Annotated in this window: 16 protein-coding genes and 1 pseudogene; 7 read left to right on the top strand and 10 right to left on the bottom strand. The window is 66.7% G+C overall.

Annotation, left to right across the window (positions count from 1 at the left end):
* Positions 1-55 precede the first annotated feature (55 nt).
* Together LL648_RS05225 and LL648_RS05220 are read right to left on the bottom strand one after the other, a co-directional pair.
* On the bottom strand, positions 56-913 hold the full coding sequence (locus tag LL648_RS05225) for a nucleotidyltransferase domain-containing protein (protein ID WP_232661250.1): 858 nt from the start codon (positions 911-913) through the stop codon (positions 56-58).
* Positions 903-1,391 (bottom strand): hypothetical protein, encoded by a 489-nt coding sequence (locus LL648_RS05220; protein WP_232661882.1) that lies wholly within the window; start codon positions 1,389-1,391, stop codon positions 903-905. The genes LL648_RS05225 and LL648_RS05220 overlap by 11 nt, the downstream gene beginning before the upstream one ends.
* A gap of 406 nt (positions 1,392-1,797) precedes the next feature.
* On the opposite strand from LL648_RS05220, the gene LL648_RS05215 reads away from it, so the two are divergent.
* The gene (locus LL648_RS05215; protein ID WP_232661842.1) at positions 1,798-3,015 is read left to right on the top strand and encodes an MFS transporter; all 1,218 of its coding nucleotides are present in this window, start codon (positions 1,798-1,800) and stop codon (positions 3,013-3,015) included.
* Positions 3,016-4,263: 1,248 nt separating this feature from the next.
* On the opposite strand, the gene LL648_RS05210 is transcribed toward LL648_RS05215, so the two are convergent.
* Both LL648_RS05210 and LL648_RS05205 read right to left on the bottom strand, forming a co-directional pair.
* Complete coding sequence (locus tag LL648_RS05210) at positions 4,264-4,566, bottom strand: hypothetical protein (RefSeq protein ID WP_232661249.1); 303 nt, start codon at positions 4,564-4,566, stop codon at positions 4,264-4,266.
* A 1,279-nt stretch (positions 4,567-5,845) separates the two neighbouring features.
* Positions 5,846-7,021: an erythromycin esterase family protein gene (locus tag LL648_RS05205; RefSeq protein WP_232661248.1), complete on the bottom strand. Its 1,176-nt coding sequence runs from the start codon at positions 7,019-7,021 to the stop codon at positions 5,846-5,848.
* A gap of 90 nt (positions 7,022-7,111) precedes the next feature.
* On the opposite strand from LL648_RS05205, the gene LL648_RS05200 reads away from it, so the two are divergent.
* From LL648_RS05200 to LL648_RS05190, 3 genes are all read left to right on the top strand, one after another.
* Positions 7,112-7,795, top strand: a complete 684-nt coding sequence (locus LL648_RS05200; protein WP_232661247.1) for a TioE family transcriptional regulator — start codon at positions 7,112-7,114, stop codon at positions 7,793-7,795.
* A 465-nt stretch (positions 7,796-8,260) separates the two neighbouring features.
* Complete coding sequence (locus LL648_RS05195; protein ID WP_232661246.1) at positions 8,261-8,680, top strand: hypothetical protein; 420 nt, start codon at positions 8,261-8,263, stop codon at positions 8,678-8,680.
* A 106-nt stretch (positions 8,681-8,786) separates the two neighbouring features.
* Positions 8,787-9,170 (top strand): GNAT family N-acetyltransferase, encoded by a 384-nt coding sequence (locus LL648_RS05190; RefSeq protein ID WP_232661245.1) that lies wholly within the window; start codon positions 8,787-8,789, stop codon positions 9,168-9,170.
* A gap of 60 nt (positions 9,171-9,230) precedes the next feature.
* On the opposite strand, the gene LL648_RS05185 is transcribed toward LL648_RS05190, so the two are convergent.
* Complete coding sequence (locus LL648_RS05185; RefSeq protein WP_232661244.1) at positions 9,231-9,425, bottom strand: antitoxin VbhA family protein; 195 nt, start codon at positions 9,423-9,425, stop codon at positions 9,231-9,233.
* 132 nt (positions 9,426-9,557) lie between these two features.
* The gene (locus LL648_RS05180) at positions 9,558-9,794 is read right to left on the bottom strand and encodes a hypothetical protein (protein ID WP_232661243.1); all 237 of its coding nucleotides are present in this window, start codon (positions 9,792-9,794) and stop codon (positions 9,558-9,560) included.
* 535 nt (positions 9,795-10,329) lie between these two features.
* On the opposite strand from LL648_RS05180, the gene LL648_RS05175 reads away from it, so the two are divergent.
* Positions 10,330-11,196 (top strand): hypothetical protein, encoded by an 867-nt coding sequence (locus LL648_RS05175; RefSeq protein WP_232661242.1) that lies wholly within the window; start codon positions 10,330-10,332, stop codon positions 11,194-11,196.
* Positions 11,197-11,553: 357 nt separating this feature from the next.
* Here LL648_RS05175 and LL648_RS05170 read toward each other — a convergent pair whose 3' ends face one another.
* The 4 genes from LL648_RS05170 to LL648_RS05155 all read right to left on the bottom strand — a co-directional run bounded on the left by LL648_RS05170 (position 11,554) and on the right by LL648_RS05155 (position 15,082).
* The gene (locus LL648_RS05170) at positions 11,554-12,012 is read right to left on the bottom strand and encodes a DUF6262 family protein (protein WP_232661241.1); all 459 of its coding nucleotides are present in this window, start codon (positions 12,010-12,012) and stop codon (positions 11,554-11,556) included.
* 128 nt (positions 12,013-12,140) lie between these two features.
* On the bottom strand, positions 12,141-13,457 hold the full coding sequence (locus LL648_RS05165) for a helix-turn-helix domain-containing protein (protein ID WP_232661240.1): 1,317 nt from the start codon (positions 13,455-13,457) through the stop codon (positions 12,141-12,143).
* Between the two features lie 61 nt (positions 13,458-13,518).
* Positions 13,519-14,193, bottom strand: coding sequence for a hypothetical protein (locus tag LL648_RS05160; RefSeq protein ID WP_232661239.1), 675 nt, complete (start codon positions 14,191-14,193; stop codon positions 13,519-13,521).
* A gap of 268 nt (positions 14,194-14,461) precedes the next feature.
* The gene (locus LL648_RS05155) at positions 14,462-15,082 is read right to left on the bottom strand and encodes a hypothetical protein (protein ID WP_232661881.1); all 621 of its coding nucleotides are present in this window, start codon (positions 15,080-15,082) and stop codon (positions 14,462-14,464) included.
* A gap of 1,056 nt (positions 15,083-16,138) precedes the next feature.
* Here LL648_RS05155 and LL648_RS45695 point away from each other — a divergent pair.
* Positions 16,139-16,306, top strand: a pseudogene (locus LL648_RS45695) (translation initiation factor IF-2 N-terminal domain-containing protein); the annotation flags it as partial.
* 189 nt (positions 16,307-16,495) lie between these two features.
* Positions 16,496-16,813, top strand: coding sequence for a hypothetical protein (locus LL648_RS05150; protein WP_232661238.1), 318 nt, complete (start codon positions 16,496-16,498; stop codon positions 16,811-16,813).
* Positions 16,814-16,921: the final 108 nt, after the last annotated feature.

Below are 16,921 nucleotides of genomic sequence, written 5' to 3'. Positions count from 1 at the left end.
GCTGATGGACGTGCTGGTGGCCCAGGATGAGCGAGTGCTGACAGGAGCGCTGCGGTCAGGACTTGGCCGGCAGTGCCAGCGCGGCGTCGATGGTGGAGTCCAGGAAGGCGAGGGTGTCGCGGCGGCGGGCCAGCGGGTTGCGGTAACTCCGGTGTCCTTCGGCGCCCTCGGTGCGCAGGCTCAGGCTCTCGGCGATGATGCGCTGCCAGCGCGGGTCGAACTCGTTCTGGGCGTACCGGCCAGCACCGCACTTGGAGGTCATCGTGCCGGTGGCGAGCAGGTGGTGCAGCCTGCTCACACCGAGAACCGTCCACACCGGGAACCACCGGCTGAGCCCGATGGCGAGCGACAGGGCGCTCCGCTGCTGCATCCGCTGCCCCCACGTCCGCCAGTAGGCACGGAGGTTGTTGATCGTGTACGTGCGCAAGGCATCCTGGTCGGCCCACAGATCCACCTCGACGGGCCGTGGCCCGCGCACGGTGATGCCGTGTCCGGCCAGCTCGCAGAACATCACCGGGTTGAGACCGGACCGTCCGGCCGGTACGAACCGGCTCTCCTGGACGCAGGGAACATCGGGGCAGCCGTCCGGACCGGCGGCAAGGTCGTTCCAGGTGAGGACGGCACCATCGAAGTGCGGTCGGGGGAAGCGAGCGGCGGTGCGGGCGTGTGCGTTGGCCAACGCCGTCATCTCCCATAACTCACGCTCCAGGCGGCGGTCGGTCACCGCGACGAAGTCGATGTCGCTGGCTGTGCTGAGCCGACCGCGACCGGCACCGCGGGGATGGAAGTCGCCCAAGGCGACCGATCCAACCAGGTAGAAGCCGGTCACCAAGCCCGGCGCCAACTCGTCCAGGGCCTTCAGGAACAGCTCCACGCTCCGGCCGACCTCGACCGGGAGATCGTCACGAGGCATGCCCCGAGGATGCCACGGGCCGAGCAGGCAATGCCTGCATGACGGGCCGGGGAAAGCCGGCGATGCAACCAACGGCGAGGTGGCGTCCGGCACCCAGGCGACCGACGGCCCGGTGCGGTTCGCCAGCGAGGACGGTCGGCAGCAGCGGACGTTCGACTACGCGGGCCTGTCCGGACACGCCGGGATCCGCGAGGACTTGGTGACCGGCGACCGGTCCGCTGGGCACGTGGCGGCGGGTGGCGTCGACCAATGGCGTGTGGACCATCGTGCGCACGGCCAGCCGATGGTTGGCCGGCAATCGCCCGTCGATGACTGGGTTCGCAGACACGGCGAGCGAGTCGGCCTCCCGATCCGGAAGCGGATCGATCGGGCGATGACTCGCGAGGTCGATCAGTACGGTGCCGTAAACGTGCCCGCGACGCAGCGCGAAGTCGTCCACGCCCAGCACCGCGATGGTGCCGATCTGCAGGTCCGGCAATGCCCGGACCAGCCGCAACAGTGGGCCCCGGCTGATCGCGGACCGTGAGCAACAGCGGCCACAGTCGAGTGGAAGCACCACCGGCGGTACCCCGGAGCGAGGTTTCGAAGCCTGCGCAATACCCAGGTTGGAAGTGGCAGCGCCCGGCTCCGCCGGTTCGTCCGTTCCAGCTCGGCGCCTACGTCATGCACCTACCTCAGCAGCGGCGCTGTGGTGATCGGGCCGCTGGAAGGTGTACGACGGAGTTCGTGCTGACTTGAGCCGGGCCAGGCGCAGTAGCTCGCGCGCGATGCCGGCGTTGCACCCATTGGTGCCCACTCAGAACGGCCCCGGACCCAGTTGGTCGCGACAAGGCCATGCGCGATCTTGCTGGGCGGCGGCGTTGCTAGGGTCGAGTCCCGTGGGGATGAACGGGCGGGCTGCGCTGTTGGTAGCTCTGGGTGTGGATCAGTTCGGCGCCGGCCTGTTCCTGCCGTTGTCACTGGTCTACGCAACGGGAGTAGTGGGGCTACCGCTGACGGTCGCCGCCGCGGCAGTCACCGTGGGCACCGTGGTCGGGCTGGCTGTGCCGCCGATCGCCGGCCGGATGGTCGATCGGGTGGGCGCGCGAGGGGTCGTCGTGGCTGCCCAGGTGGTGCAGGCGGCGGGCGCCTCGGCGTATCTGTTCGCGAACGGCACAGCGCTCGTGTTCGTGGGAGCGACACTGTTGGCTGCGGGGTTGCAGTGCTTCTACAGCGCGCTCTTCGCCCTCATCGCGGACGTGGTCGGGAACGCACCGAAGGACCGGGCCTTCACGGTCGTGAACATGATCCGCGGTGGCGCCTTCGGGCTCGGAGCGCTGGTCGTCGGTGCGCTGCTCGCCGTCGCCGGCCCGGGCGGCCTCGCAGTGGCCATCACCGTCAACATCGGGTGCTTCCTCGCCGCGGCGACCCTGTTGCTCGCCGGAGTGAGTGCCCGGCCCGGTGTCCCGATCGGTGCCGCAGCGCCGTCCGCCGGTGAGCCGTCGGTGGCCGGCGTGTTGGGCAACCGTCCCTATCTGGGGCTGATCGCGGCCACTGTGTTGCTCGTGCTGCCGCTGGACGTGTTCCTCATCGGGGTCCCGGTGTACGTGCTCGATGTCCTGGGCGCGCCGGCGTGGCTGCCCGGTGCGATGCTCGCGCTCGCGACAACGATCGGGTCGGTCGCAGGGACTCTCGTGCTGCACCTGACCCGACGGTGGTCCCGGCCGACCGCCATCCGGCGAGGGGCGTGGGTCCTGCTGGTCTGGTGCGCGGCGATGGCGGCGACCGTGGCCGTCCCGGCGACGTGGCGGGTGCCGTACCTGCTCGCCGCTACGCTGCTGTTCACGACCGCCAACCTGGTCGCCGCCGGCCGGGTGAACGCGCTGGCCGAGGCGGCTGCGCCGGCGCACTCGCGCGGGCGCCACCTGGCCGCGTTCCAGTACGCCTCCACGACCGCCCAGATCGCCGCGCCCGGCGTCGTCGCGCTGTTCGCGATCGCGATGTGGCTCCCGTGGCTCGTGGTCGGTCTGGCCACGCTGCTCGGCGGGGCCGCGATCGGGCCTGTCGCGGCACGACTGCCGCAGAACGCCCAGCGAGACGCCGAGCCGAGCTGGACCACCTGAGAAGGCGGTGGTTGCCGGCCACGGCTGGTGCGCGCCTGCTCGGGTGCGCCCGCAGGGTTCGGGCCGCACGTGCTGCGCCACACGTTCGCCACGCAGCTGCTGCGCGCCGGTGTCGACGGTGCTGCTGGCCGAGCTGCTCGGCCACGCCAGCTTGGACACGCTGCGCGTCCACACCAACTATCAGGCCCTGGGCCATTGTCTTCGTCGCCGACGGCGTCGTAACCCGCGTCCGCGCGGTCGACAGCGATCTGAGCAAGCCGGCCGAGGACGACCGCGGTCATGCCGACGTACCCGTCAGCCCACCCCTTACCGACCTGCAGATCCCCCGCCTCTTCCCCACCCTGGGCTTCGCACTCGGCAACCACCGCCCGCACGTGCGCGGCAAGATCCGTGAGTACATGACGCTGTAATTGATGCCCGCGCCCGGCGCTCTGCCAGGTCCGACCGTCGCGGGCGGATCCTGTTCGCCGGGGACGCTGCGGAGGGCGTCATCGCAACAGCGGAAGGCTTCCGGTGAGTCGCAGGGAGGCCGGGTTCGAGCTCGTCGTCGACGACGGATCGCGGGTGCGGGCGCGCCCCGCCAGGGCCAGCCCGATCACGCAAAGTGGGCCAGATCCAGATCCAGTCCCAACGCGCCGTTGACAGGCCGATCTTGGAGAGGGTGGTGATCACCGTCTGCGCGTAGCGTCGCTCAACCATGCGGGCGTCGCGGAACGTGTAGCTGACCCCTTCTGCTGAGCTGGCTCGGTTGGGTTTGTTCAGTTGCAGGCACCGCGTCGATCGCTTCGAACACGGCCTGGATCTTGTCGAGCTAGATCTGATTCTTCTCAAGGCATTGCAGCCGGGGTGCGCTCGGAGAACTCTCCGCTGTGAAGCGACAACGCCGGACTTCGTCCCGATCGCAAGCGGAGCGGTCCGGACATTCAGTACGGTGGCAGGTATGACAACTCGCAAAGTGATGTTGTCCCTGGACGAGACGGCGCTCCACATGGCAGCGATGGCTGCTCATCGAGCTGACATGTCACTGTCCGAGTGGGTGTCGGCCGCAGCCCAGCGTGAAGCCGTACGCCTGGGCGCAGGCACCGCGTGGGGCGACCACCTTGCTGACGCGACCGCCGCCGACGCTGACGATCGTGCCGCAGAGTGCGACCTCCTCAGCCGAGGCCGAGGGTGATCCCCGGAGCCTCGTGCGCGGCCGTTGGCACGTGAGGAACTAGTCCCAGCAGGGTGTACGGGCTCGTAGGAAGCTCATTCGAGCGTGATGCCGTGCTCGGTTGCCCAGGAGGTGAGCCGCGGTCGGAAGGCTCCGGTGGAGGCCCAATACGGCGTCGAGATCTCACCCTGTGGCGTGAATTGGGGCATCTCGGCCAGGCCAAATGACTGCACGATCTCGCTGCCGACCCGGGCAGCTGTTGCGACCAGTTCGGGTCCGGCACTCGCGATGGCATCGAGGTCGACCGCGACCGTCAGCACGATCGGTTGGTGCGGCTGAGCCGTCATGGCCTTGTGATCGTCGAACCCGGTGGCGCCACGGGTCCAGCGCAGTTCCATCCCCCGACCGCCGGCGGGCAGGACAACCTCCACGCGGAGAAGCCCGTTGCCACTGGTAGCGGCTCGGGTTTGGGCATGACCCCCGATGGTGTGCAGTTACCCGGTCGCGCCGGAGGATCAGCGAGTCAACCATTGCTGCTGTCGCGACTACACCATCACCCGGTCGCCGGGCGTGCGGAACGCAAGGCACCGGCATTTCAGTTAAGGAACCCATCGAACTTTGGCTCGAACGAGAACTGCTCCGCCCGGCCATGGTCAGGAAGGTTCGGCTCCGCGCGCGCCGTCATGGGCCGTACCGGTGCCGCCAAGTCGACGGTTGCGGAGTCCTTCACGCCGCAACTGTAAGCAGGTCACAGAGCGCTGACCTGCGACGGACTGTCGGTCACCACTTGGCCAAGCCTGCTCGCGGTCAGCCAGGTGGTGACGACGGCGTCCGGCATCGCGGGGTCCGCATTCGGCTGAGCTCGACGCGCGGGTCAATGACGGGTTTGCGATTGATCAGGGGCAGCGCCGGCTCGGGTAGTCCCGTTGACAGGGGCCGCACGCGGTGTCGTGCAACTCGTCCCACATTTGCGTACCCCGCCAGAACCCGTGCGGTTCTTCATTCCATTCGCAGCACCTCCGGGGGGTGCATATGACCGCGGCGGCGGTACCCCGCGGGACCACCCGCTCCAACAGGTGATCGGCGAGTCGACTTATGCCACTACTCGTTCTTCTCAATTTGAGCTCCTTTCTGGATAATGAATCATGTTGGGCAAGTCGGACGCTACAGAAGCCACGCGTCCCTTGTCAAGACACGCATTGCGCCCCAGCGGCAGGCGGCAACTTTGCGGCAATTTCCGCCCCGCGAATTGCCTGTCCGATGGCGGCGAGACTTTCTCGCTAGTGCTTGTCGTAAGTCTGTTTGCAGTTGTCGGGCGCAGGACTTCAGTGGCGACGTTCTCCTTGCACTGTCTGACGTGGTCTTACGAGTCAGAGCGCTGCACAGAGTCTTGCATCGATGCGGGCGCGACCCCGGTGGTGAGAAATTGATCGAGGGATCGGTGACGACGAACCGCTTGCAGGCGCCGATCCTTTTCGCCGAAGGCTGGCGGGCGCGCTGCGTCCCACGCACCGTTAACGAGTCCGGCACCTCATTCATGTTCACTTGTCAACCCGGGGCCGTCGATCAGTCCGCACATCACCCCGGCGACCCCAGGCGCTGCCTTCGGTGAGGACGCGGGCATGGATCGTGATTGATGCGCGTGCGTTTGAGCACAGCCGGACACCCGTGCGCCTGTCAGCCCAGCTGGCCCAGCCTGACAGCCTGCTTGAGGAAGAGGACGCCATCGATCATGTCGAGCTGGGCCGGGTCCAGTGGAAAATAGGCGAAATCGTGGGAGATGCGCGGGGTGGGCTTTGTGATGGCCTCGGCCAGGCGGCGGGCATCGATGAGAGAGTGATCCCACGGTAGCGTGGACAGGATACCCTCGACGGTGTCTGGGGGCGGGGTGTTGTCGCCGGCCGTGCCAAGGGCCGAGGCCAGGAAGACGTACCGGTCGCCCAGGTAGGTCCCGGTGATCGCCCCCGCGCTCCACCACTCCAGCTGCTGGTCGCCGAAGGTCATGACGCTCTTGTTCCGCTGCAGGTGGAGGTTGGAAGCGAAGACCAGGGCCGGGCCGCGTTCGGCGACGGCACGCAGGTTGGCGGCCATCATCGCATCCCGCAGGGCCGACAGCCGGGTCCACCGTGCCGGGGACGCGTCGGCCATCCAGTAGTGGTATCGGAGCAGGCCGGTGGCGGTGCGCGCGTGCAGTGCCGCCCGCTCCCTGTCCTGCTCGCTCAGCTGCGGCGCCTGCGTGTCGAGCAGCGCCACCAGGTCGTCGGCGATCAGCCGCAGCCGCTGGGCGTCGGCGGACTGGCCGATCGCCTGGGACGGATCCATGGCCGTGGCCTCGTTCGACCACCGGTCGTCCGGGCCCAGCAGCGTGTCGAGGGTTTCCCTGGTTACTACGGTATTGGGGAGCGGGCCGTCAAGGAGGGCGTAGAGGGCGGTGAGCGACTGTCGCGGGCTCCCTGCCCAATACTCCAGAGGGCCGTCGAACCCGAAGAACCGCAGCTTCTCGGCATGCTTCTCGTTGTAGGCCCGCATCCAGCGCACGAGTTCGCGGTTGCCCGGTGCAGCGCCGAAGTTGTGGCCGAAGCCGCGTTCCATGACGTCATCGAGCGTTCCCGCGCCGGTCGAAATGTAGTCGTCGACCAGGAGGCCCTTGAGGCAATCGCTCTCGATGGCAAACGACCGGTAGCCCTCGTGCTCGACCAGATGCCGGAACATCTCGTTGCGCAACTCACCCAGTTCCCCCACGAAGTGCCTGGCCTCACCCAGGCCGAGCAGCAGGGGCCGGGCGGGAAGCGACCGCAGAAACGCCGAGACGCTCGCGCCATCGAGCAACCGGGCCGAGTCCTTGATATCCATACCCTCAACAGTATCGCTGAACCCTCAGTGTAAACTTTGTGCTGGCATCTCCACTCTGAACACGATGGACCTTCAACCGATGATGCATCCATGAGGCCAGTGGATCTGGCCCGCGAGCACGGCTTGTCCACCCAGGCGGTCAGAAACTACGAAAGCGCCAGCATCCTGCCCGCCGCCGAACGCACCATCACCGGCTACCGCACCTACACACCGCTGCATGCGCAAGCCCTGCGCGCGTTCCTCGCCCTTGTGCCCGGGCACGGTCACCAGACGGCCACGTCAATCATGCAGGCGGTCAACCGCGGTGCCACCGAGGACGCGCTGCGGCTCATCGACGAGAGCCACGGCCAGCTCCTCGACGACCGCCGCACCCTCCAGGCCGTCGAAGCCGCCCTCGGCGATCTGGCGCCCATGCCGCAGGAACGCGGCAACACGTTCATCGGCCCCCTGGCCAGACGGCTCGGCCTTCGCCCCGCCACCCTGCGCAAATGGGAAAACGCCGGGGTGATCCGGCCGCACCGCGACCCGCAAACGGGGTACCGGATCTACAGCGCGGCCGACGTACGCAACGTCCGGCTCGCCCACCAGCTCAGGCGGGGCGGCTACCTACTGGAGCAGATCGCCCCGCTGATCGCTCAAGTCCGATCCGCCGGAGGCATCGCCCCACTGGAGTCGACTCTGCACGACTGGCAGGCCCGCCTGTCCGCCCGGGGACGCGCCATGCTGAAGGGCGCCGCCGACCTGGACGCGTACCTCCGCGCCCGCGAGCTCTGAGTCCGAGTCAGGCTTGCCTCAACAAGGACGCTCCGACGTCTCAGTTCCTAGTACTGCAACGGCGTTTGGATGTCAGGTCGGTGGGCGTTGTCCACGGCGCCGGTAGTGGCAAGTGCGGGCCTGGTGTTGTCGGCGGCGACGCCAATTTGACCAGTTCAGGACCGTGCTCACGGCGGTGATCGGTGTGAGGACGAGCGCGGCGAGGATGCGACGGATCTCGTTGCCCGACAACGGGATCAGCGCATCGAGGCCGGCTGAGGATCCCCTTTTTGGGCCTCCTGTCCGACACGCCGGGCCAACAGGACGGATCGCCGGGACCTGCTCCACACGATGAACGTGAAGATGACGGGCATGGCCACGTAGCGGGACTACGGTTCACGGCAGACAGGTCGACGTCATCAGAGCGACCTCGAAGGATTGGGCCGATCATCGGGGAGATCTAGCTTGAGCGCTGAAACTCCGGAGGTGGATCGGGAACCGACGTTCGCCGAGCTGCTCACTCGCCTCTTTGAGATCCTGCATCCCGTGGGAGACAGGCAGCTGAGTCTGCGCGAGGTGTCGAACAGAGTCCGAGAGCTGGGCGGGTCCCTCTCGCACTCCTACATCGGTGAGCTCCGGAGCGGCGTGAAGGACAAGCCGAGTCGAGACAGCGCCGACCTGTTAGCGCAAGCCTTCGGTGTGCGGCCGGGTTATTTCAACGACCCCGAGGCTCGGGCGAGCGTTAATCGGAAACTTGATCGTCTCGCAGCGCGTCATCGGGACCACAACCTTTCGGAGCTGGCACAGCGAGTTGCGAGTCTCAGTGACTCCGATCGTGCGGCGCTGACAAAGCTCGTGCAGAGCTACGACCCGCGGACCAACTCATCTCCGTCGATGAAGCTCTAGGCCCTCGACCTCGCCGAGGCAAGTCCAAGCCCGGTGCCGCGACGGCGCCCACCACCGTCCTGTCGCGGACGGGCCACGGCGTCGGCATTGAATACACTGCTCAGTTGTGGATGAGGAAGAACCTCGGTACGACACGATGGAGGATGGCCGCGGGCAACGTCTGGACGTAACCGCGAAGCTCGGGGACGAGGAGGTTGGCTGGCTGGTGGCGGTCGAGCGGCGCTACGCCTACGACAGCGTGCCAACCGACCGCAGGTACGCAGAGATCCGCGAGGTCGAAGTTGAGAGGCCATTCCGACGTCGGAGCATCGCCTCGAACATGGTGTTTGTCGCGCTGGATTGGGCCCGCCGCAACGGCTACACCCATGTCTCAGTTGAAGCGAGCGCCAAACCAGACACCCCCGGCCGGGCTCTTTACGAGAGGGAAGGCTTCGTTGCGCGGTCGGTGATACTCGATATTGGACTCAGTTCGTCAGATCCTCCTGCTTGAAGTTGAGCGCTCTGGTACTGCCTTCCCTCGCGTGCCATGTCCGGTGCGGGCGGCCATGTATCACTGGCGGTAGAGCGCCAGCATCTGCTCACGGGCCTGATCCGTGGTCAGCTCGCCGGACGCGACGTGCTCGATCAGCCGCAGGCCATCGGCATCGGGCTCAAGTCCCTCGGCTCGTACAGACGCCAACGCCTCGCGCACCGCGATCTGCCGTCTCTGCGCTTCGTCCAACTTCTCGTATTGCGACGCCGACATGACTACAGTCTCCAGCTTGCGACGTGCACTGACGACCACAGGACCGCCGCCAACGCCCTGCAGCCCGTCGACCTTCGCGAACCCGGCAGGTCGGTCCCTCTTGAAGGCAAGGCCGGGTGCACCGGTGCGTGGCTAGGCGGCACGCTGTGGCAGCAAGACGACGCGGAGCAGGACGATTGCGATCAGGGTGTCACCGAGGATTCCGCACAGCTGGCCGAGCACGCCACTGGCAGCGCACCGTCGCTCCGGCCTGGTGGACCATACTGCCGGGATCACGACGCTCACGAGCACCGCTATCACCACCGTGAGGACGGGGTTGGCGCTTGCGAAGCGGGCCAGGGCGTCGAAGGAGGGGAGCGTGATACTCATGAGTGGTCTCCGTTCCGATCGGGACCTGGGAGTCAGGTCCGCGCTGGAGCCGAGGTTCCGAGTTCCGCACCCCACTCGCAACCACGCGTGAACCCTCGCTAGACTGCACTAGCGCAGCGGCCGAACGCAGCACGATGAAGAGGTCCTTAGGCGCAGTCTAGCGACGACAGTCTTTACAGACTTTGATCTTCAGGGGTTCACTCCAATGGCCGACAGTTCGCCCGACTCCGATAGCGAGCGTAGGGAGCCGCGGTCCGTCAAGGACCGTGCGCTGAAGCGCATCGCTCAGCTCGAGCTCCTCCTCGAGGAGGACGGCGACGGCCGCAGTCCTGACAGCCAGGCATGCGCCTCACGGGCAACGCTGTGGGCCAGCTCGAAGCCGACACGCAGCGAAGTCCTCATCCGCGGGGCAATGATTCGGAGGTCGGACCTACGGGCATCCGACGTGAGCGATCCAGGACAGCCACACAACCAGGGGCGTAGCGGCCGAAAGGCAGGCGCCTCGCCGGCGCGCAAGATCGCTGCATCGAGAAGCGTGGCCCTGCAGCTTCTGCTCGTCGCGATCTTCGCGGAGCAAGCTCGTCCACGTGGTGAGATCGGGAAGCCCACGAACTTGCCGTTGCGTGATCTACCTGCCGATGGGTCTGTCTCCTGGCGCTATCTGGTTGCTATGCCGACGCGCGATCTCCGAAATGACCGATCGAACGCGCGCCGTCCCGCGGAGAACCGTGACGAGCAGCTCCGAAGTGCTCTCAAACGGCTCAACGGCAGCCGCGTCGAACTCTCGCGGCCCTCGGGTCGAGGACGGTTTGCCGGGTTTCGGTTGCTCGATGAGGGCGCAACCCATGACACCGGCACTGTCGCGTATCGCATGCCCGGGGACACCGATGACGACGTGTTCCGGATTCCGATCGAGTTCTTCACCCGCGGCTGGGTCCATGCACTGACCGACGACGAGACGATCGCCTACCTGTTCCTGCAGCATCAGATTCAACTCTGGCCTGCCGAAGCACGGGAGGATGGGGTACCTGTCTCCAAGAGCGTGTGGTCGATGGCCTTCGAAGCGCCTCGGGCCCACGAGGGCGCTTCTCGGAACCTGTTCCGGTTCGGCCTGATCGGGATGGATCGACCTGCCGGCCGCCGCGGCGACGGCACCATCGAAGACTTCAGAGACATCTCCGACGGAGGGGGGCGCGCTCCGGGACCGAACCGCTTCCACATCGCTCCCGAAGCACTCAACCGCCCGGCCGTTGCCACGGTCGTCGAAGGCCTCCGCGAGATCATCGCCGGTACACCCTTGCATCCCTACAGCGACCTCGACGGCTTCTTCCCGCAGATGCAGCGTTGGCGGAGCTCTCCGGTGTGGCCTGGCAGAAGCGACCCGCTCAACGTCCAGGACTGACGAAGCCTCTGCTCATCCTGCTCAATCCTGCTCGCTCTATCGGGACCGCGGCTTCAGGGAACTGGCCCAGCGAACAGCAAGTCTGAATGACTCGATCAAGCTGCTCTTGCCAAGCTCGTCCAGAAATTGCGGCTGCGCGCGTACTCACTGACCCGTCGGTGTACCGGCCGCGCGGGGGGTCGGTGTGCAGCGCAACTAGAGCGGCCATGCAACAGGGCGCAGGCAGCGACGGCGCGGAAGCACGGGCGCGTGTCGGCAGGGCATGCGAAGGGGACTGAAGAGTGGCAAGGTCGCGATGATCACCTTGGGTCGCACGGGCAGATGCGTGCGCACGCGTGACCTCAGAATGGATGCAGGTTACGAGCCGGGTGGGGCACCGTCGGGTCGCCGCGTTGGCCGAGCACGGGTGAGCTGCCGGTGGAGTTCGCCATGGACGGCGGCGAGTTCGTCGTCACGTTGGCGCAGCAGGTGTTTGAGCCGGGTGATCTCGGCTTCATAGCGACTTTTCTGGGTGGACAGGTCATTGCGTAGCGCGGCGATGATCGGGTTGTGCTTGGTCGCGGGTTCGCGTGGGATGGCGCGCAGTTGCGGCCGGTGCTTACGGATGCGTTCGAGCAGGTCGGTGTGGTGGTAGATGGTTTTCCGGCTGACGCCGGCGCGGCGCGCGACGGCGTTGACGTTGATGGGTCGGTGTTGTCTACGCAGCTCTCGCAGCGCCTGTTCTATGGCGGCACGGGCGTCGGCGGAACGTTCCCGGGCATGACGGCGTAGCCCGTCGACCGCGTGTTCGGTCCGGGGATGCTCGGGGCGGGTCACCGGGTCATGTCCTGTCGTCGATCGGCGGCGGGAGTTGATCCGCTCCGACCACCGTGTACATGCCCGGGCCTTCACCGAGACCAACCCGTTGCGTGCGCGTCATCCCGCTCCAGCCGCCCGGTGAAGACTCAGGCCTGCCGCTTGCTGCGGAACCGGTCGAAATCCAGAACCTTCCCGCCGTTCGCGGAGACCGGAATGCTGTTCTCCGCTGAGGACCGCGACCCGTGCTCCCAGCCCGCGGCCCCTGACGGGGGCGCACCTGTCGACGCGTTCGTGGGGGTTGACGACGTGCTCTTTGGGGGTGTGGTGACCGAGGTGGAGGGGGCAGAGCGTTGTCCGGCCAGGATGTCCTCGAGCAGGTCCTGGGGCCAGATCAGCCGACGTGGTGCGAGCATGGCCGGTGAGGTGGCGTTGTAGCAGCGCTCTACCCACTTGGCCAGCAGCCGGGGCTGTTCGGGTTCTCGTTCGTCCCAGCCGGGTTCGGTGCGGCCCCAGGTGTGCCCGGTTTCGGGGTTGATCCGGGTATAGAGCTGGCGGCGCAACATCGCGTAGCGGTGCGCGTCGATCAACTCGGATTCGAACAGGTGCCGCAACAGCGCACCCAGCGAGATGCCCCAGCGCTGCTTGAGCGGCATCAGGTTGTGCAACGAGGCAACCTTGGGCACCTCCGCGGCGATCACGGCGGCAGGGGCCAGCAGTTCCGAGGCGAACCGGGAGGCCTGCTCCTCCTGCTCGTCCTCACGCACCCCGTCGGCATGCAGCACCAAATGTCCGAGCTCGTGAGCCACCGTCCAACGGATCCGCTCCCACGAATCGACAGCCCGGAGCACAATCAACGGTCGGTCGCCGTACTCCCCGACCCGGGTTGCGTAGCCCAGGTGCTTCTCCCGCACTCCGTCGCCCGGTCCCCACTCCAGCTCTCCCGAGGACTTGGTGCGTCGGGCCCGCAGTACCACCGCGACCCCGGCTCGCTCCACTTCGTAGGTCAGATACCCGATCGGTGCATCCGGATCGAGGCTGAGTCGCTCACGCGTGGTCCGGGCCGCCGCGACGGGGTCGGTCAGCCGCGTCAAGTCCGGCAGCTTGACCGGCGGCAACTGCCAGCGACTATTTAGATCCTCCAGCAAATCCCCGACCGAGACCGCGAACTGCGCCAGGTACTCCCTCTCCATCGCCGAGGTCGCCTTCGGCGCCCGGAACAGCAGGTTCCCAACATCCACCCGCGACACCGGAGCCGTGGCGAAGAACTCCAGCGGGAACCGCAACACCTCCGCCAGCCGCGTTGCCGTGTCCACATCCAGCACGGTCACGTCCGCCTGCTCCAGCCGGGTTTGACGAGCCCCTTTCCAGCCCATTTCAGCCAGCACCGTTTTGCCCGTCATGCGACGCAGGATCCGAGCCTGCCGCACCCGTGCACCGAAAACCTCGATCGTCGTCCTCATCATCGCTGGCTCGATTCACACCCGCTCGCACACCGTGGCGGGCCCACGGCTCCACGGATTTGTCCTACGCCGGTGTAGTACCCCCTGCCTGCGAGGACTCGTCGTCCTCGTCGAAGTCGCCCTGCGGGGCCGGGGATGCTGAGGCCGCGGTCTGAGTGGGCTGCAGCTGTGGCAGCGGGACCGCGGCCAAGATCTGTACCGACGAACCAGAATCGATTCCCGACACCGCAGCCAATTCCGCACCCCGCAGCTCGGCTTCGTCGCTGTCGGCCCACCACAGCACGAAAACCTCGGACGGACCTGCCATCGGCCGCGGGAATACTGGCGCATCCAATCCCTCGTCCAGCAGCTGCTGCCGCGCCTGTTCGAGCGCCGTACTCTGCCCCGGCGGCGGCGTTTCCACCGACCGGTATCGCTGGCCGAGATTGTCGGTCGGCCACTTCCGCACCCGGATCTTCGTTCCCAAACCATCCTGGAGCACCACGGACAGACCGGGTCCCTCCGACGCACGCAGCGAGGCGAACGGGAACTCGCCCCGCCGAGCGAACATGCTGATCAGTGTCTGTCGCACGCTCGTGCAGCGGTTGTGCCCGCTCATACTCGCCGCGACCGGGTACCGGTCCGCCCACCGCGACGCCACCTCCGACACCGCATCCCGCAGATCGGCGCGCAGGAGCGCGAAGTCCGCCTCGTGCCGGGCCACCAGACTCTCCACAAGCTCCTGGAGCTGTAGCTGCATGCATGAAAAATTTCATAGGAAGAGCTACACCGCAAGCCTGTCCGAAGAAGCGCCCCCGAATGTCGGCAGGCAACAGTCTCATGCGACGAAGTATACATGTAACCCACGTGCTTGATGCCCCCTGAAGTGCAAAAACATGACCCAGGCGTGAGCGGAGGGGCCTGGCATCCACGCCTCGGGTGACACGGCACCGACTCTGACGGGTGCGTCAGTACAGGCGGCAATCAGGTCGACCCCCGCTCGAAGCCGAAACCTAGGGACAGCTGGTCTAGGCGTTGGTTGGCAGTGACGCCAGAGCATCCGGCGCTTGGCGGGGTCGCACCGGTGGGCGGTACGCGGCGCGTGCTCGTCGAAGGTGTTTGCGTTCGGTGAACTCCGGCCGGGACGGCCCGTACACCAGGGCAGCGTGGAGACTCGCCGGGCTGCAGTCGTGCAACCGGTCGAACCGGCGGCCGGCGTAGCCGTGGTTGCGCAACTCGGTCACGATGGCCGGATCGTCGTCGACGAACGCGGCCAGATAGCTGCGGCGGATCCGGCGCTCGACGATCGAGCAGTGGTTCAGTTTGATCTCCAGGGCAGGGCACGCTGCCTGGTTGTTGGGCCGGGATAGCACCGGGCCGGCGGGGAAACCGTGGTCGGACAGCCAGCCCCGGGTGGCGGTGGTGGTGAAGGTCGGCCTGGTCGTGGAGTACATGGTGGTGAAGCCGAGATTTGCGATCGCGGTGGCAAGCTTCCGCCCGGCCTCGATCACCACGGCGTCGCCGATGCCGGCGAAGAACTCCTGCCAGGCGTCCTGCCGCCACGGTCTCGGGCCGAGACGGTCGGCGATGGGGGACATGTCCGCCAGCCCGCCGTCGATGTCGAACACCACGACGCCCAGACCGGCCATGCGCCGAGGCTAAGAGCCGGGTCGTGATGTTCGGAATCGCGACACTCACTGAATCTCGTGAGGTGTCGGCACCGAGGGCTGTTCTCGACCGACTCGTAGTTCCTTGGGCAACGTTCGACGTTGAGCACTCGATGCCCGCACGTACCGGCCGGTCGCAAATGATCAGACGGTGTTCTGGGTTTGCCTGGGGCGGAGACAGCCCGAGGTCGGAGGTTGCGGATGTGGCCGCGGACCGGACGTCGCGCGAGGGGAGCAGACCGAACGGTCAGCGCATCAACACCGGCAATCGACCACAGAACCGCTCTATCTGCAGCAGACAACGCCAGCGATGTCGACAGGCCGGCGACCACGGTCGTGTCGGGCTACACCCGGCCGCCTCGGCCAAGTGTGACGGGACGCCCGTGGCGTTCATCCTGGCCGGATTGGGCCGATGTTCGTGAGGGTGGTGATCACCATCTGCGCGTAGTTCTGCTCAACCATGCAGGCGTCGCGGGACGGGTAGCTGGCTCGCACGTGTTGTTCGACTGCAGACGCTGCGTCGTGGGCCTCGATCGTGGCCTGGATCTTGTCGAGCCAGATCTGATGGTCCCGAAGGCACGCAGCCGGGTGCACTCGGAGAACTCTCCGCAGAACCGTTCGAAGCTTCGCTTCGCTGCGTCGAATGCGATCGATCGCTCCACGTCAGCCTGTCGGTGCGCCATCCCTGTGTCCTCTGGCGTGTCCGTCACAGGGTCAACGGTATGAGCGCGGCATGCGGGCCGCCATGTCGCAGATCGTCTGGGCTCCCGGCGCGGGTCGTCAAACCTCGTCGAACCGCGGCAATCACGTTCGTACCCTCGTCGTGTTGCGAGCGGCCACCTGCTTCTACGCCGAGGTAGCGAGCCACGGGAGGGCAACCCGGCTGGTGCCATCGAATCCGAAGGCTGTAGTTCTGCGACTACTCTGAGATATCATCTGCTCAGCGGAGGTCAACCGATCCCAGCGGTCAGACCTTCGCCGTGCCGCCGGTCAACGGCGTCCGCAGCACCCGAGTCACGCCCTCCATAGAGGTTCGTCGTGCAGCAAGACGATTTCGGCCGTCCCCGACACGGCCCGCGAATCTTCGAACTTGCCAAAGAGCTTGGTCTGTCAAGCAGACAGATCCTCCGGACCGCGCACGACCTCGGACTCACTCCCAGGTCGCCGAGTACCACTATCGCGCCTGCCGACGCTCGTCTCATCCGCGATCATCTACGTCGCCCGCACCAGAGGGTCCCGGAGCGCAACGTTGGGAACAACCCCTATCTCCTATCCGCCCGCCCGTCACGACCCCCGAGCGCCGGGAGCGTCCATCAAAGGCAGATCCCACAGCCACGATCCGAAGAGTCATTCGACACAGCACTGCGGCGCGCACGAGCAACGAGCAAAGCCACGATGCGCAAGCAGCGCCGGGAACCACTGACAGGCCTGGCCGCCACCATCGTGCAGCGGTGGCCGCACGTTCCCGACGACGATGCTCGGGAGACGGCAACCGAGTGGGTCGTCGCATGGATGGATCCTGCCGAGATCATGGAATGGATGGACGCCGGATTCCTCTGGCATCAGGCACCCCGGGTGATCCTCTTGCGCAAGCTGGGCATGACGCCAGAGTTGATGCGCAAGACCGTCGACGGCACCACCGTGTTCGAGCTACTACAGGTCCATGGCCTGAGCCCTCGGGAGGTGGCCAACCGGCTCGGGTTGCGCCGATAGTCAGCACCGTTGGCGTGGGCGACCCGGTCCGTCGAACCCCCGGACCAGGTCGAACGGCGCGCATAAACACCGGACACACGAGCCGGCGGCGGAGCCAGCGACGAAAAC

Origin of the sequence: Pseudonocardia sp. TRM90224 (genome assembly GCF_021245725.1) — a bacterium.
Lineage (GTDB): Bacteria > Actinomycetota > Actinomycetes > Mycobacteriales > Pseudonocardiaceae > Pseudonocardia.
This window is presented reverse-complemented; position numbering and strand designations above follow the sequence as displayed.

Coding starts and splice junctions, on each gene's coding strand:
- LL648_RS05225 (WP_232661250.1), bottom strand. CDS start 913: ATGCCTCGTGACGATCTCCCGGTCGAGGTCGGCCGGAGCGTGGAGCTG.
- LL648_RS05215 (WP_232661842.1), top strand. CDS start 1,798: ATGAACGGGCGGGCTGCGCTGTTGGTAGCTCTGGGTGTGGATCAGTTC.
- LL648_RS05210 (WP_232661249.1), bottom strand. CDS start 4,566: ATGGAACTGCGCTGGACCCGTGGCGCCACCGGGTTCGACGATCACAAG.
- LL648_RS05205 (WP_232661248.1), bottom strand. CDS start 7,021: ATGGATATCAAGGACTCGGCCCGGTTGCTCGATGGCGCGAGCGTCTCG.
- LL648_RS05200 (WP_232661247.1), top strand. CDS start 7,112: ATGAGGCCAGTGGATCTGGCCCGCGAGCACGGCTTGTCCACCCAGGCG.
- LL648_RS05185 (WP_232661244.1), bottom strand. CDS start 9,425: ATGTCGGCGTCGCAATACGAGAAGTTGGACGAAGCGCAGAGACGGCAG.
- LL648_RS05180 (WP_232661243.1), bottom strand. CDS start 9,794: ATGAGTATCACGCTCCCCTCCTTCGACGCCCTGGCCCGCTTCGCAAGC.
- LL648_RS05165 (WP_232661240.1), bottom strand. CDS start 13,457: ATGATGAGGACGACGATCGAGGTTTTCGGTGCACGGGTGCGGCAGGCT.
- LL648_RS05160 (WP_232661239.1), bottom strand. CDS start 14,193: ATGCAGCTACAGCTCCAGGAGCTTGTGGAGAGTCTGGTGGCCCGGCAC.
- LL648_RS05155 (WP_232661881.1), bottom strand. CDS start 15,082: ATGGCCGGTCTGGGCGTCGTGGTGTTCGACATCGACGGCGGGCTGGCG.
- LL648_RS05150 (WP_232661238.1), top strand. CDS start 16,496: ATGCGCAAGCAGCGCCGGGAACCACTGACAGGCCTGGCCGCCACCATC.